This window comes from Legionella sheltonii (assembly GCF_026191355.1).
Taxonomy (GTDB): Bacteria; Pseudomonadota; Gammaproteobacteria; order Legionellales; family Legionellaceae; genus Legionella; species Legionella sheltonii.
Genome location: NZ_JAPHOQ010000008.1, coordinates 75,482 through 89,150, shown reverse-complemented (window position 1 = coordinate 89,150; position 13,669 = coordinate 75,482). Strand labels below are relative to the sequence as shown.

The window sequence follows — 13,669 nt, the reverse complement described above, 5'->3', positions numbered from 1 at the left end:
TTAGATTTGGTTATAAGTGAAGCTGTATATTCTAATTTCTGTTATAATAAATCCAATACAAGTTGTTTATTATATTGGCGAGATATTATTATGAAAGCTAAAATTGGGCCTGATAGCAATAAGACTGGTCATACCTATCTGGAAAACGAAGGACGAGTATATGGAAATTATAAAATGGTCAATGATGTACGAATGAGAGCTCTTGAGGGGGTTCCAGCAAAGATGGTGATGCAATTCTCTTTGCCATTTGCTGAAGCTGATCCTGATATATATAGATATAAGACATTTTTAGAGGGATATAAAAGTGAAGTCAAAAATGTAGATTTTTGTGTGATTCAAGAAAGTCCTGAAAAAGTACCTGTGTTTATTTTGCCTGCTACCCAAGATTTGACTGTGGATATGAATGACGAAGAACGCGCTGCTTTCATGGGGGAAGTATTTGACCATTGTTATGAAGTATATAGCAAAAGCTGCGAACATCCTGTGGCTCAAAAATACTGTGCGGCGACCGTAGTTGCCGGTACAAAAACAATGTGGGGTGGTAAACATTTTACGGCGATGATTAAACCACCGGGTGATGAACAATGGTTGCATGTGGATCCAACGGATTTTGGTGGTCCACAAAAATTTAATCGTAAACAATGTGGCGGTTATTCATCCATGATCGAAGCTGAAGCGCTGATGCACTATTCTTCCAAAACTATAGATGAGGCTCAAGAAGATGAAAAACAAAATAGAGTACTTCATGCTTTATTACAATTCATTGATACTTTGGCCTTTAAATTTAACACTTGGTTTGCTGGTGCACGGAATGAGGTAATTCGAAATGCAGCAGATAAAGAGGTTCCCCGGATGACATTCGAAACGTCTTATGCTGAAATGGCCGATTTTAGCGCTGGACGCTTAGCCAGAGCCTTTGATAATCAACAGTTTATTGAGGCTAGAATTTATGGCAAATCGCCACAAAAGGACACTCCAGAGAAACCTAGTGAAGAGGATGATAATAAAGATGAAGAACTTGGGTCTGATTGGACTTTTACTCAATAAATAACTTAAATTTTTCGTAGTCAAAATGAATTAATCCATTTCAATAAACCTGACATTTCGGTAGGTCTGCGTTGCTGTATACTGATCTATTAATCAGTCTATAGCAACAAATAATTTTGCGGCACGAACACGGCACCGTCAGCTGACCCTATATGTCTCGTGCTTTTTATTTACAAAAATTTAAGCCCAATACCTCCAGATTTTGCACTTACTTATTAGTTTTGCTTGATATGGGCAAAAGCGATAGATCTTGTGGCCGTACGGGAGAAATTGCCTCCCTGGATTGATTATTTGGAAGCAATGTTATTGCTGTAATCAAACCTATAATGGTCATAAAAAATAGATAATATGAGGGGGCTGTAGGACTAATATTGTTTACAAGCAAGGTAACAATTAGCGGGGTAGTCCCACCAAATAAGGCATTTCCTAAATTGTATGAAAAGGCTATGACGCTGTAACGTATATTTTCAGGGCAATTTTCAACAATGGCTGTCATGGTATTACCTTGGTCTAGGGAGCTAAGAAGGGTTGCTACACCTAGAGCTAAAGAAGTCATTAATAATGATTTAAATTGCAATAAATAAAAACAAGGGAAAATGGATAATAGAATAGCTAGGCTTGTGATTACTATCATTTTTTTTCGACTAAAATAATCTCCAAGAACTCCTCCAAAGGGAACGATAAATAACATGGTAATTAATATAATCGTTTGAAAAGTTAATGCTGTTTTGAAGGGGAAACCCATGTAATGTTCTAAATAGGTGGCGATATAACCAACAAAAAAATAATAAAATGTGGCACTCATACAAGTAAGTCCCAAAATTTTAAAGAGTTGGTAAGGGGCATATCTAATACCAGTAATAAATGGTCTATTTTCAATAAGATGATTTGTTTTTAAATATGAGTACACTTTGGTTTCAGATAATTGAAAACGATAATATGTAAGTAATGAACCGAATATACCTACTACAAGAAAAGGTAATCGCCAGGCCCACGTATTGATTGTTGCTACAGAAAAAAATAAATTAAGTACTATTAATGTTAATGTTGCAAATAGAAACCCCAAATTTGCTCCACTTGCTGCAAAACTTGTAATAAATCCCCGATGTTTAGGTGCGGCTGATTCAGCCAGATAAATCATTATACCGCTATACTCACCACCTATGGATAATCCTTGAATTAATCGCAGTAAAACAAATAGGGTCGGAGCGAATACTCCTATCTCTTTATAAGTAGGAATAATGCCAACTAAGAAGGTGGATAAGGTAATAATGAGTATTGAAATTCTTAATGTTTTTGCCCGGCCTCGAGTGTCTCCAAAATAACCAAAAAAAATACCGCCAATAGGACGACAAATAAAGCCAATTGCAAATACCATTAAAGCGTCAATAGTTGAAGTGCTTGCTGATTCTTGAGGAAAAAATTTGCCCCCAATGATTGGAGCCATAAAAATAAATAACCCAAAATCAAACCATTCTATAATGTTACCCATACTTGAAATGAGTATTGCTTTATTTTTCAATTAAAATTGCCAAAAGTTCGTTATTATGCAGTACATTACTGTAATGAAGAGCAAACCTCGTATGCTTTGTAATAGATTTGATCTAAATAGTTATAATCATATTAAAGAAAAAGACGTGTAAATCAAGAAAAGTATTTTATGCTTTCATTTTTAGAGCAAAATGTCTAACTTTCAATCGCTTGTGATACCATCTTGCTCTTAAATTCGATTGATCCAACAGCTTCTATTATTAGTTGTTTTACTACAAGCTCGAGCAATTGCTCGACCACCATGAATGAGCATTAATGGGGTCAGGGCCTGACCCCATACGTGCTAGTTAAAGGTAATTTGGACATATCCTATCAATTGAACTAAATTTAATATAAAAATCATATTAATTCAGTGCGGTTACATCTATCGATTAATAACATCTGATTAAAGCACAATAATATCAAAGGAGAGTGGGATGTTGCCTATAAGTTTGAGTCGAGTAGTAATGGTAACTTTGGGGGTTATTGGCACTATGGTGCCCACTCTCGGTTTTTCAGCAAGTGGTCGTGGAGACTTTGAGACGGTATATCATGGGCAATCTGTAGATGATTTGGTCATTCAATTCATGAAAGAGCATAATATCCCTGGTATGTCATTAGCTATTGTACAAGCACCTTATATTACCCGTGTGGTGGGATATGGACTTGCTGATACTCAAACCAAACGTTTGGCAGCGACTAACACGGTGTTTCATATTGGCCAGTTGACCAATGCCTATACCGCTGTTGCGATTATGCAACTCAAAGAAGATGGAAAACTGCAATTAGATCAGGGCTTGGGTACTTACCTTACTAATGATTATATCCCCAAAAAGTGGAGTACTATAACCATTCGGGATTTATTGACGCATAGTTCTGGTTTACCGGACTATACTGAGGCCAGTGATTTTGATTTTAGTAAGGAATACACCCCTGCACAAATTGTGGCATTGATAAAAGATAAAGAACTGTTATTCACTCCTGGAACCCAAACGTCTAATAGTGCGACTGATTTTTTTCTTCTGGGATTAGGGCGTGTCCTCAATTTAAAGCCATTAATTGAACAGATTTATCGATTTGTAAATTCTTTTTGTTCATCATTCCACCAACCATTTATTTTGTCTTAATTTAAATCAAAAAAACAATTAAAATCCTGTAGACTTTTACTCCTGATGTGCGACTATTTTGCAAAAAATTAGGGGCACATATGCCAAGACAAATACTCACTGATGAGATATGGATACAACTTGAAAAGACAATGCGATTTCACGGCTGCCATAAATGGAATAATGATCGTAGTGTTATGGAGGCCATTTTATGGAAACTACGCACAGGAGCGCCATGGCGCGATATTCCGAAAGAATTATGTCCATGGAAAACAGCTTATAATCGCTTCAATCGGTGGGCTGCAAAAGGATTATGGGCAGATTTTTTTTTGATGTACGAGGCGAAATTGATACGGAATGGGTATTCACCGATGGAAGTTACGTCCGCGCTCACCAGCATGCGAGTGGATCTCGGCTTGGAGAAGAGCGAGCCATTGGTAAGTCTAGAGGTGGAGCTACTACAAAGATTCATATTGCAGCCGATGCGCATGGAAATCCGATCGATTTTGAAATCACTGGGGGTCAAGTCCACGACTCCCAAGTTGCATGTAAAATAATAGAAAAAGTGGGCTCAGCAGATCATTTCATAGGCGATAAAGGTTATGACTCGGAGGATATTCGAGAAGAGGCCAGAAGTGCGGGAATGAACCCTGTTATTCCTCGGAAAACAAACAGTAAAAAACCTAACCCAGAGTTTGATTCATCTTTGTATAAATTACGCCATTTGGTGGAGAATCTTTTTGCTCGATTGAAACACTTTCGAAGTATTGCTACGCGCTTTGAAAAATTGGCACGAAACTTCAAATCGATGCTTTTTTTAGCATGTTCGATAATTTGGCTTAAATTGAAATGAGAAATTGGTGTAATGATGAACAAAAAGAATTTACAAATCGACAAATCTGTTCAATTAATAGCTTTAAATTGAGGACACGCCCTAATTATTGAAAAAACAAGTGGTATGTCCTACCAAGAATATGTAACTAAAAATCAAATTGAAAGGGTCGGTCTGCATCATACTTTTTTTATTTCAAATATAAATACCGTGAAAAATGAAGTGAATAATGGGACAAATCCCTTCAAGCATAGCCAATTTTTAAAAGATCCTGTGATGATTAATCCTACCGAACCGGCCTCAGGCTATTCAGACGAAAAGGGAGCGAATGTTCCAGCTAAACCACTTAGTTGGACTGCAACATTTTCCAATAGTGGGCTTATTGCTTCTGCTGAGGATATTAGTACCTGGGATATTGCTTTAGCCGGTACTATTTTGGTAAAAGATCCTAAGGACAGAGAATTTTTATATCATCCTGTCACATTAAAAAATGGTAAAGTGATACCAGGAAATAGCGGTTGGTTTTTCCCTGGGCATCCAGGTATGATGGAAATTAAAGGAAATGTACCGGGTTACTCTGCATTTTTAAGTCGCTTTACTGCACCCACAGAATTAGTATGTGTCACCTTGTTAGCCAACAAAGGCGATATTACTGATTTGGATATTTTGGGTCGTAAAGTAGCAGGAGCTTTTGATACTAAACTTGCTGCACCTATGGGAGCCTCCTGGTCCGACACCATTCAAAGTCCTTATTCAGTTCAAGAAACTTTAGATAGGGTTGAAGCGCTCATTAAATCTCAAGGCGGTACAGTGTTTGCTCGTATCGATCACAGCGGCGAAGCGGCGAAGGCTGGGCAAAAGTTACAAGCCACCCAAGTACTGATCATAGGAAATCCTGCTAAGGGTACGAGTATTATGAACGCCAAGCCTGCAATGGCATTGGATCTGCCTTTACGTATTATGGCGACTACCGATCCTGATGGCCAAACCTGGTTAAGTTTTACTAATCCTGTAGCACTTGCTCATGCTTATGATCTCCATGATCCACAAGCAATGGATATCTTGAAACACATGGAGGCCGCTTTGAATAAAGTGTGTCACAAAGCGGTTTCTTCTAATTGAGAGTGCGTTGAAGAGGAATGACCATTCACTGACCAAAACGCGATGATATGAAAGGGGTATTATTATGAAAATCCGAAAAAAAATAGGAATCTTGTTTGCAGGAGTCACTTTACTATTACTCAATGTTCAAGCTTGGGCAGATTTTGCAACTCAGAGTTTTGGTGCCAATGGTTACGATGTCGTGGCGTACCATACTCAAAATAAACCGGTACAAGGAAGTCGAGATTTTTATAGCTTGGTTCATGGAATCACTTATTTATTTGCTAGTGAAGGAAACAAGAAGTTATTTGATGCTAATCCAGAACAATACCTCCCTGCTTATGGAGGTTATTGCGCCATGGCTATGACGCGTGGCAAAAAACATCTTACCAATCCAGAAGCTTTTTTAGTTTATAAGGGTAAACTTTATCTGAATAAGGCCGACGCACGACCTCTGTGGTTGAAAGATGTACCAGGTAATATTGAAAAAGCGGATAAAGTATGGAAAGAGATAAAAGATATTGATCCTGCAAAACTCCAATGAGTGTTAATTGGCATCTCATTCTTAATACTAGTATCGGATTTCGGGCTTGATATTCCTCTTCAAAAAAGTGCAGCCAATTCTGTAAAAGTTCTTGGGGTCAGGCCCGTCAAATTTTTTAAAAAAGAGCAAAAAAACAATAGGTTGTAATTGTGAAGAAATAGACATGCATGATTGTTGATGATCTAATTTGTTTCGCCAGAAATAAATAGAGAAAGGAAATATCATGCATGCAGTAAAATTATTGCAAAAGAATGTAGTAAAGTGATGTCCAAATATTCATAAAAATCGAGTTCAATGTACATTTGATATAGTCTCTTCACTGATAGATTGCGGCAAGCTCTGGATAAGTGCGCTAGGAAGAGGGATTAAAAACAAAAGTACTGCCAAACATAATATCAAGAAAGTAGATACTTTAGTTGGCAGTACCAAACTATATAAAGAACGAGAGTATATCTATAAGTATGTGTCTGATGCATGGTTAAGTAATAAAAAACGCCCTGTAATCATCGTAGACTGGTCCCCAATAGCAGCTGATTGTAAGCATTATTTTCTAAGAGCCTCCGTTACGGGAATCGGCAGAGCACTGACGATTTATGAGTGAATTGATGGGGTCAGGCCTTGAATTGTGAATTGTACCGGTTTTTTATTGGCACGTAGTTGTAATTCAAAATTCAAGGCCTGACCCCACGGGTGCTCATTATTTAAAATGATTTTCGCAAAACACCTTCTAACGGTACAACACTAGAGGCATCCCTGATTAGAATTTGCTCTTGCTTTTCAATCTTTTCCGCAGATTTAATCACATTCTTTATACTTTCTTCCAATACTTTGAAGTAAGCACCAATACCGGGATTCGCTTTGAGCACATCGAGAATATTATTTGCCGCCTTCCTCTTTTCCGTTAAAGAAGCATTAACAAGAAGTAAAGCGTCCAGATCCTTTCTTAATGGTTCAATCAGCTTTCTCTCTGCTTCACTAGTCATTCCAGCAAGCCATAACCGTTTACCCTGTAAATTTTTATCCATTTTTTTCTGCTCACTGGCGATAATCTCGTTTGGAGAAGCCATCTTGTGGGTCACACTAAGATTGGTGGCGGCCGCACTAAAGTCCTGGAACATTGCATTGATGGTGTCTAACTCTTGCTTCTGATTAGCTGTAGGATTAGTTTCATATAGGTTTTTAAGTATTTTTATTGTCTTTTCCAAAAATTCGTTTTGCTTGGCAATGTCGACGAGCGGATGCTTTTCTGATTCCTCTATAGCGCTCATTAATTCCTTCATTAATTTTTTTTGTTGTTGCGTATACTCTCTTGAATATAAATCCTGGGAGGATGCGCCAAAAGAATTAAAATTATCGCTATTAATTTGATTTTTCATGGAAGAATTAAAAAATCCATAAAGCGGTTCATTGATTTCTTTATCAACAAAGTTTTTTAAGTAGTTTCTAAGGTCATGAAGGCGAGTGGATTGATAGAGTTGTGTATTTTGAGAGTGAATGCACATGACTTGAATATGATAAATACCCTGTGTTTCAATTATCTCGATAGGAATCATGGCCACGTCATCAGGTATTCTTGACATAAACTCAGCTTCGTTCGGAAGAGCCGATACATTGGCCACCGCATAATAATCAGCAAGTTGTTCGGGATTACAGACATGCAAAACAACTCCTCCATTACCAGCAAAACCCTTGGCTATATCTATGTTAGAAGTCATGCTTACATTCTTTTTTGCGATAATATCTACAATATTAATTTCAACCAGTTGCTCAGGGGCTAAGGAAGCAAGTTGTCCCTTTTTTTGTAAATCCTGCACACGTGCAAATTTTTGTTTAAATATAGGGCTCCCAAAGCTTTGACCGCGGTACAACAAATCCGGCGTTTTATGGACTTCAAATTCCCTTTTCATAAGACCTGCCTTATGAATGGCAATATTAAGTAAAAAAGCCATTTTTCTTTCTTCGTCGGAAGTGCTCGATGGATCATTATAGGCACCGACAATAGCGTTCAATTTCTTATAGAAGGGAGACTCCTTGGAATACATCCTAAGTAGTACATCCTCAAAATTTGGCTCTTTTCCATTTTTAGTTAATTCTGTTTTGCATTGATTGTATAAATCAGATAAAGCAATGGTTTCTCCATTGGCTGTCATTTCAAAATCCGAATTTTTTAATATTTTTTCAATGCCAATGAGAAAATTTTCATCCAGTTGTTTCGCGATAACTGTTAGATGGCCTCTTTTAGTCATATTTTCAATTGAGTCCATTGGAATTTCAGCTAAAAGGGATCTTTGATTTGGGGGTTGACTGAGTACCAGAACTAGTTTTTCAATGGCTTGCTTTACAGCAATTTCCTCTTCAGCAAACTTTTGGGGAGACAAAGTATATCGAGCTGCAATCAATCCTTCTATATCTTTACGTAACTTATCTCTTGCTTCTTCTCGACGTAATTTATCTTCTACCTCTTTCTGGATTTTATCTTTTATAGCTTTGAGTATTTTATTTATATCAGGATTTTTATCTTTGGATGAGGGCATCATATAACTCCAACAACACAGGCAAATTAATCACCTATCCAATTGTATAAAATTATAACACAAAGCACTCATTTAGATCAATTAATTGAGCATCAAGCACAAATAGCTATCAATCAGACGAAATTTAACGCGATGAATCATCCGAAAAAAATGCAAAGTTTAATTATTCAAATTCAATTTTTAATGAAACAGGTTCATCAATGTATTTATTTACAATCTACAAACAATTCGCTCATTATTGTTTTTGCATTGATGAGTGAAGTGAATTGATGGGGTCAGGCCTTGAATTGTGAGTTGCACCGGTTTTTTATTGGTACGTGGTTGTAATTCAAAACTCAAGGCCTGCCCCCACAGGTGCATCAACAGTTTTTAAGGAAACTAAAGCGCATTTTGCCCGTAGTGTGTCGGCCTATAGTAGTTACAGATGCAGGTTTTAGGAACACTTGGTTTAGCCAAATAGCCCAGTTAGGTTGGGATTTTGTTCGGAGAGTCAGGCATCAGACATTAATAAAATTAAATGATACTCATTGGGTCGATATAAGAATGCTCCATTCTAAAGCAATAGCAACCCCTAAATATCTTGGCCAAGCTACTGTCGCAAAGGCGAATCCAATGAATGTTGAGTTATATATTTATCATGGAAAAAACAAAGGTCGAATAAAGAAAACGATTCAAGGAGAAAAGTGTCGTTCTAGTAATAGTAAAAAATATGCCAAAGGTGCTAACGAACCCTAGGTGCTCATTACTTCTCTGCCTCCAAGTCACACCATGGCTAAAATAGTAATGAGGCTGTACAAGTTGCGAATGCAAATAGAAAGTGCTTTCAAGGATATAAAAAATAAACGTTATGGGTTTAGACTACCAGAGTCCGGTACAAAAAATATTATGCGATTAGAAAATTTGATCTTGATTGCATTGCTAGCTATGGTCGCTGTATGGTTAGCGGGGCAAGTAGGACTCAATAACAAATGGCAGTATCAGCTGCAAGCAAATACGGTACGCCATACAACAGTGCTGAGTATCACGTTCTTGGGAATTTATATTTTAAGAAACTTGAACTACTACAAAATTAGAAAAAAAGAACTCCTTAATGCCTTCGACTCTATCAGAGATAGTGTTATAGACTGGGAAAATTATGATTGTACAAATATTTGACGGGATCGCTCAGGGTCAGGCCTTAAATTTCAATTCAAGGCCTGACCCCATTAACATAATGCAATTCGCCCCGCGCGGCCACATTTGACATTTTTTTAATTTAACCGTGCAATTTGCGATCAATATTGATGGTCAAGGTGAAAAATGTCAGGTCAATCGATTCAATATTGGCGCACTGTATGGAAGAGATTAGAAAAAGAAAATGACGCGTTTGAAATAGCCAAAAAATTGCTATTTAAATACTCTGGAGCATATTCATCAATATTTTGCCGACCCTATGTCTGGGGCGGCTCCATAGGACGTTTTTTTTCATTCAGATGGGCAACTAACCATGGCGATGAAGTACAAAATGCGCTGGCTAGTGTGCACAACCAAAGCTTTGATGAATGCTATGGATCTATACTTCAAGCAGACTTTGAACCCTCACCTAAGGCAAAGGTAATCGATTTACTGCAGAAACTTAAAAAAAATTTGGGTAAGAAACGTCTTGCCGAAGACGGCGATCTATATCGTATCTTGTTCGTAATCCAAGAAAAATTAGAGCTGGACTATTCTGAAATTAAAGTAAACTATGATAGTGACGAACAGCCGATTAATTATATTAAACAGGATATCGAGGTGCAAAGAGAAGCATTCGAGGCCCAAAAAGCAACTGAGGCCTCCAGAGCACCGTTTAGTCAAACGCTAATACTGCCTAAACATCTCGCGTCAATGGGGTTTTAAATGAGTACACCAAGCTTATATCGCTCAACATGGATTACAACAATACGCTGGTTGCGCAGAGTGGGCATTACTGAATCTGTCGACTTAGGAAAGAAATTTAAAGACTTAGAGGGTCAGGCCTTGAATTGTGAGTTGCACCGGTTTTTTATTGGTACGTGGTTGTAATTCAAAATTCAAGGCCTGACCCCACAGGTGCACAGGTGAGTGTTTCCTGTAAACCAATTTGGCTATCAAGCTCCTTAGCATGAACCGATTGTGAGAAAATATCGGCTAAAAATTTGAGATTAGTGATTGATGAAATATAAAATAGCATCAGAATGGCTCATATGAATACAATATGATTTGAGCATGACTATCCGTTCTGGTATGATGCGCATTATTTTTCAAAAAAGTGAAGAATGCGCGTTATTACTGTGCTTGATAGTTATCCCCCTGATTTAAATGGGGGCGCATATTTCACACATCGTCTCGCCCTGCAGCTTCAGCAACGGGGCCATGAAGTGTTGGTAATTTGCCCTTCGCGAAGTGTGCGACAAGAGTATACAACATATCAGGGTGTTCATTTATATCGCGTTCGTTCTTGGCCTGTGTGGATATATCGACAATTTCGCGTGTGTTGGCCCCTGTTCATTCGCAAAGGAATTGAACAGGCGATAAGGACCTTTCAGCCGGATGTTATTCACCTCCAGGGAAGATTTTTTTTAGGTGGCATCTGTTTTCGTCTTGGAAAAAAGCTCCAGATCCCTATGGTTGCGACGAATCACTTTATGCCCGAAAATTTTTTCCACTATACGCATTTGCCCTCATACCTTAAACCTTGGTTCGCACGCCGATGCTGGCGCCCCATTTTAGACATGCTGCGCCAGGTTGATGCAGTAACAACGCCAACAAAAACCGCCGCAGCGTTACTCGAAGCGTTGGATAACCGATTCCCCGTGCATGCGATTTCATGCGGTGTCAATCTTAATGTATTTCGCCCCCATCAAGAAGCACGTCCCCTACGTCTTCGCTTAGGCCTGCCCAACAAACCCACCCTGTTGTATTGTGGGCGTTTAGATCAGGAAAAAAATTTACCCATGGTCATAACCGCATTTGCACAGGCACGAAACCACGTCGATGCTCATTTTGTATTGACAGGAACTGGTGCTTACGAGTCCCACCTAAAGCAACACGTCGCACAGTTAGGTATGACACAGCATGTGACCTTTGCAGGTTATCTATCCGATGCAGAGTATCCTTTCATTTATGGGTTAGCTGATTGCTTTGTGATTGCGAGCACGGCAGAATTGCAAAGCATTGTCACACTCGAGGCAATTGCCTCTGGACTCCCTATTCTGGCAGCCAATGCCATGGCGTTACCAGAGCTGGTACAACCAGGAATCAACGGCTATCTTTTTGCAGAAAATGATGTGGAAGGTCTTTCGCAATTGCTGATGAACATGTTATCGAATCAAGCACAATGCCAGGCCATGGGACGGGCAAGCCGTCAACTCGCACTCCAACATGACATAGAGCATAGCCTCGAGCAGTATGAAGCCTTGTATCGTAAAGTGAGCCGCTCATGAGAAACGTCTTTCTGCAATACCGCACCTTATGCCAAGACCGTCATTATTTGTATTACTTAATGACCGGTGGGATATTATTAATTACCAGTTTTGTTGTCATACATTATGCGGGGTTATATGCCACACGAATGGCAGGATCCTCGGTATCTGATTTATTCCTGGATCACTTACCTCTATGGGATGTGAATGTTTTGCATATCCATGCTGCACTTATTTTTTGGCTTGTTTTCATTATCTATTTATTAATGCAACCCCAATGGTTGCCGTTCGTGACCAAAACAGCCGCGGTGTTCATCTTTGTTCGCAGTGTCTTCATCTGCATGACGCATTTAGGACCGCCTGAGAATTTATTAAGTATTCCGCCGCATTTGGCTTCTTATATATTATTTGATGGGGATTTATTTTTTTCCGGACACGTAGGCGGGCCTTGCCTGATGCTCATGATCTTTTGGCGACACATGCTACTACGTATCATTTGTTTATGCGCCACCGTATTCTTTTCATTAACCGTAATGCTTGGACATATCCATTATAGCATTGACGTATTTTCCGCCCCTTTTATTACGTTCGGTTTATATCAGTTTTGCTATCATCAATTCACAACAGAACGATCATATTGTCAACAAGGAATACTTTAACTCTCCGTCCTTGACTGCACTGAAGGCGGTGCAACTGATTTAGATAAAGATTCGAGGTGAAACTTATAGTTTTTTTCCTTCTTTATTTTCCTCATCAGGATTGAGTTTATCTATTTCTTGAATCTTTCCTTGTAGGTTGGACCGCCACATGCTGTTTTTTATCAAGCGGTTGTGTCTTAGCTGGGTTTCTTCTTTTCGTTGCTCCCAATCGTTCTGCCAGTCCTTGCTTTCCCAAAAAGGGGAAACAGGCTTTAATTTGGTTGGATTAGACTGAGTATCAAGGCTTACAAATTTAACTGTATCCCGAGCAACTTGAGAAAATTCAGTGCCAAATTCCGTTGTGAGTTTATAGACCCTACGTAACTCGGTTAGAGTAACCCATTTTTCATCAGGGCCTTCATCTCTTTTCGCAATTTGCTGTGGATCACAACGTTCATCACTCTTACCAACAACAAAAATTAAAGGAACTATGGGTTTTCCTTCTTTTTTTCTTTTATAATTGTCCAGAATTAAATCATTAAGAATCATCTTAAAGTGACGGTACATCGAATAGGGAATATCTTTGCCTAGCTCGTTGTGCTTGAAATCGTAATCGTCAGAATGACAGGCTTTGATTCCATTATTTGCATTGATTCCATTACAGACCTCTTCATAGTCATATTTGCCAAAGCCAAATACCACTACTTCGCCACTCTCACCACACAGAGCATTTACGGACTCTTGATCAATTTTCATGAGTGATGACACAAGACCAACATAGTATAATTATAGACCAATAATTCATGCTTATTTTGTTAAGACAACACGCATAGGCGGTTCTGTGCTTGCTTGCAGAGGCATCGAAGAACGTTGATTCCTTGTTATAAGAAAAGTGGTGCCAGATTTACTTTCGTT

At 38.6% G+C, this 13,669-nt stretch carries 15 protein-coding genes; 12 read left to right on the top strand and 3 right to left on the bottom strand.

Annotation, left to right across the window (positions count from 1 at the left end; translation table 11 throughout):
- Positions 1–90 precede the first annotated feature (90 nt).
- A complete protein-coding gene (locus OQJ26_RS10185; RefSeq protein WP_265703727.1) occupies positions 91–1,047 on the top strand; it encodes a hypothetical protein in 957 nt (318 codons plus the stop codon).
- Between the two features lie 208 nt (positions 1,048–1,255).
- On the opposite strand, the gene OQJ26_RS10180 is transcribed toward OQJ26_RS10185, so the two are convergent.
- Positions 1,256–2,569: an MFS transporter gene (locus tag OQJ26_RS10180; RefSeq protein WP_265703726.1), complete on the bottom strand. Its 1,314-nt coding sequence runs from the start codon at positions 2,567–2,569 to the stop codon at positions 1,256–1,258.
- 445 nt (positions 2,570–3,014) lie between these two features.
- Between OQJ26_RS10180 and OQJ26_RS10175 the strand changes: the two genes are divergently transcribed.
- The 4 genes from OQJ26_RS10175 (at position 3,015) to OQJ26_RS10160 (ending at position 6,160) form a co-directional block, all read left to right on the top strand.
- Positions 3,015–3,704: a serine hydrolase domain-containing protein gene (locus OQJ26_RS10175; RefSeq protein WP_265703725.1), complete on the top strand. Its 690-nt coding sequence runs from the start codon at positions 3,015–3,017 to the stop codon at positions 3,702–3,704.
- Positions 3,705–3,784: 80 nt separating this feature from the next.
- A protein-coding gene (locus OQJ26_RS10170; protein WP_416209942.1) for an IS5 family transposase occupies positions 3,785–4,536 on the top strand; the annotation gives its coding sequence in 2 pieces (ribosomal slippage) (positions 3,785–3,986 and positions 3,986–4,536; 753 coding nt in all).
- Positions 4,537–4,641: 105 nt separating this feature from the next.
- Positions 4,642–5,637: a DUF302 domain-containing protein gene (locus OQJ26_RS10165; protein ID WP_265703724.1), complete on the top strand. Its 996-nt coding sequence runs from the start codon at positions 4,642–4,644 to the stop codon at positions 5,635–5,637.
- A 64-nt stretch (positions 5,638–5,701) separates the two neighbouring features.
- Positions 5,702–6,160: a YHS domain-containing (seleno)protein gene (locus OQJ26_RS10160; RefSeq protein ID WP_265703723.1), complete on the top strand. Its 459-nt coding sequence runs from the start codon at positions 5,702–5,704 to the stop codon at positions 6,158–6,160.
- Between the two features lie 701 nt (positions 6,161–6,861).
- Here OQJ26_RS10160 and OQJ26_RS10155 read toward each other — a convergent pair.
- Positions 6,862–8,697: a hypothetical protein gene (locus OQJ26_RS10155; protein WP_265703722.1), complete on the bottom strand. Its 1,836-nt coding sequence runs from the start codon at positions 8,695–8,697 to the stop codon at positions 6,862–6,864.
- Positions 8,698–8,736: 39 nt separating this feature from the next.
- On the opposite strand from OQJ26_RS10155, the gene OQJ26_RS10150 reads away from it, so the two are divergent.
- The 7 genes from OQJ26_RS10150 to OQJ26_RS10120 all read left to right on the top strand — a co-directional run bounded on the left by OQJ26_RS10150 (position 8,737) and on the right by OQJ26_RS10120 (position 12,775).
- On the top strand, positions 8,737–8,964 hold the full coding sequence (locus OQJ26_RS10150) for a hypothetical protein (protein ID WP_265703721.1): 228 nt from the start codon (positions 8,737–8,739) through the stop codon (positions 8,962–8,964).
- 273 nt (positions 8,965–9,237) lie between these two features.
- Positions 9,238–9,429 carry a hypothetical protein gene (locus tag OQJ26_RS10145; protein ID WP_265703720.1) on the top strand — a complete coding sequence of 64 codons (192 nt, stop codon included), beginning with the start codon at positions 9,238–9,240 and terminating at the stop codon, positions 9,427–9,429.
- The gene (locus OQJ26_RS10140) at positions 9,430–9,849 is read left to right on the top strand and encodes a transposase (RefSeq protein ID WP_265703719.1); all 420 of its coding nucleotides are present in this window, start codon (positions 9,430–9,432) and stop codon (positions 9,847–9,849) included.
- A gap of 144 nt (positions 9,850–9,993) precedes the next feature.
- Entirely contained in the window at positions 9,994–10,572 is a 579-nt protein-coding gene (locus OQJ26_RS10135) for a hypothetical protein (protein WP_265703718.1), read from the top strand.
- A complete protein-coding gene (locus OQJ26_RS10130; RefSeq protein ID WP_265703717.1) occupies positions 10,573–10,737 on the top strand; it encodes a hypothetical protein in 165 nt (54 codons plus the stop codon).
- 233 nt (positions 10,738–10,970) lie between these two features.
- A complete protein-coding gene (locus tag OQJ26_RS10125) occupies positions 10,971–12,137 on the top strand; it encodes a glycosyltransferase (protein WP_265703716.1) in 1,167 nt (388 codons plus the stop codon).
- Positions 12,134–12,775: a phosphatase PAP2-related protein gene (locus OQJ26_RS10120; RefSeq protein ID WP_265703715.1), complete on the top strand. Its 642-nt coding sequence runs from the start codon at positions 12,134–12,136 to the stop codon at positions 12,773–12,775. Before OQJ26_RS10125 ends, OQJ26_RS10120 begins: the two co-directional genes overlap by 4 nt.
- Positions 12,776–12,838: 63 nt before the next feature.
- Here OQJ26_RS10120 and OQJ26_RS10115 read toward each other — a convergent pair whose 3' ends face one another.
- Complete coding sequence (locus OQJ26_RS10115) at positions 12,839–13,510, bottom strand: hypothetical protein (RefSeq protein WP_265703714.1); 672 nt, start codon at positions 13,508–13,510, stop codon at positions 12,839–12,841.
- Positions 13,511–13,669: the final 159 nt, after the last annotated feature.

Excerpts from the sequence above, each read along its gene's own strand:
- OQJ26_RS10185 (WP_265703727.1), top strand. The coding sequence starts at position 91 with ATGAAAGCTAAAATTGGGCCTGATAGCAATAAGACTGGTCATACCTAT.
- OQJ26_RS10175 (WP_265703725.1), top strand. The coding sequence starts at position 3,015 with ATGTTGCCTATAAGTTTGAGTCGAGTAGTAATGGTAACTTTGGGGGTT.
- OQJ26_RS10165 (WP_265703724.1), top strand. The coding sequence starts at position 4,642 with ATGTCCTACCAAGAATATGTAACTAAAAATCAAATTGAAAGGGTCGGT.
- OQJ26_RS10160 (WP_265703723.1), top strand. The coding sequence starts at position 5,702 with ATGAAAATCCGAAAAAAAATAGGAATCTTGTTTGCAGGAGTCACTTTA.
- OQJ26_RS10155 (WP_265703722.1), bottom strand. The coding sequence starts at position 8,697 with ATGATGCCCTCATCCAAAGATAAAAATCCTGATATAAATAAAATACTC.
- OQJ26_RS10145 (WP_265703720.1), top strand. The coding sequence starts at position 9,238 with ATGCTCCATTCTAAAGCAATAGCAACCCCTAAATATCTTGGCCAAGCT.
- OQJ26_RS10135 (WP_265703718.1), top strand. The coding sequence starts at position 9,994 with ATGTCAGGTCAATCGATTCAATATTGGCGCACTGTATGGAAGAGATTA.
- OQJ26_RS10130 (WP_265703717.1), top strand. The coding sequence starts at position 10,573 with ATGAGTACACCAAGCTTATATCGCTCAACATGGATTACAACAATACGC.
- OQJ26_RS10125 (WP_265703716.1), top strand. The coding sequence starts at position 10,971 with ATGCGCGTTATTACTGTGCTTGATAGTTATCCCCCTGATTTAAATGGG.
- OQJ26_RS10120 (WP_265703715.1), top strand. The coding sequence starts at position 12,134 with ATGAGAAACGTCTTTCTGCAATACCGCACCTTATGCCAAGACCGTCAT.
- OQJ26_RS10115 (WP_265703714.1), bottom strand. The coding sequence starts at position 13,510 with ATGAAAATTGATCAAGAGTCCGTAAATGCTCTGTGTGGTGAGAGTGGC.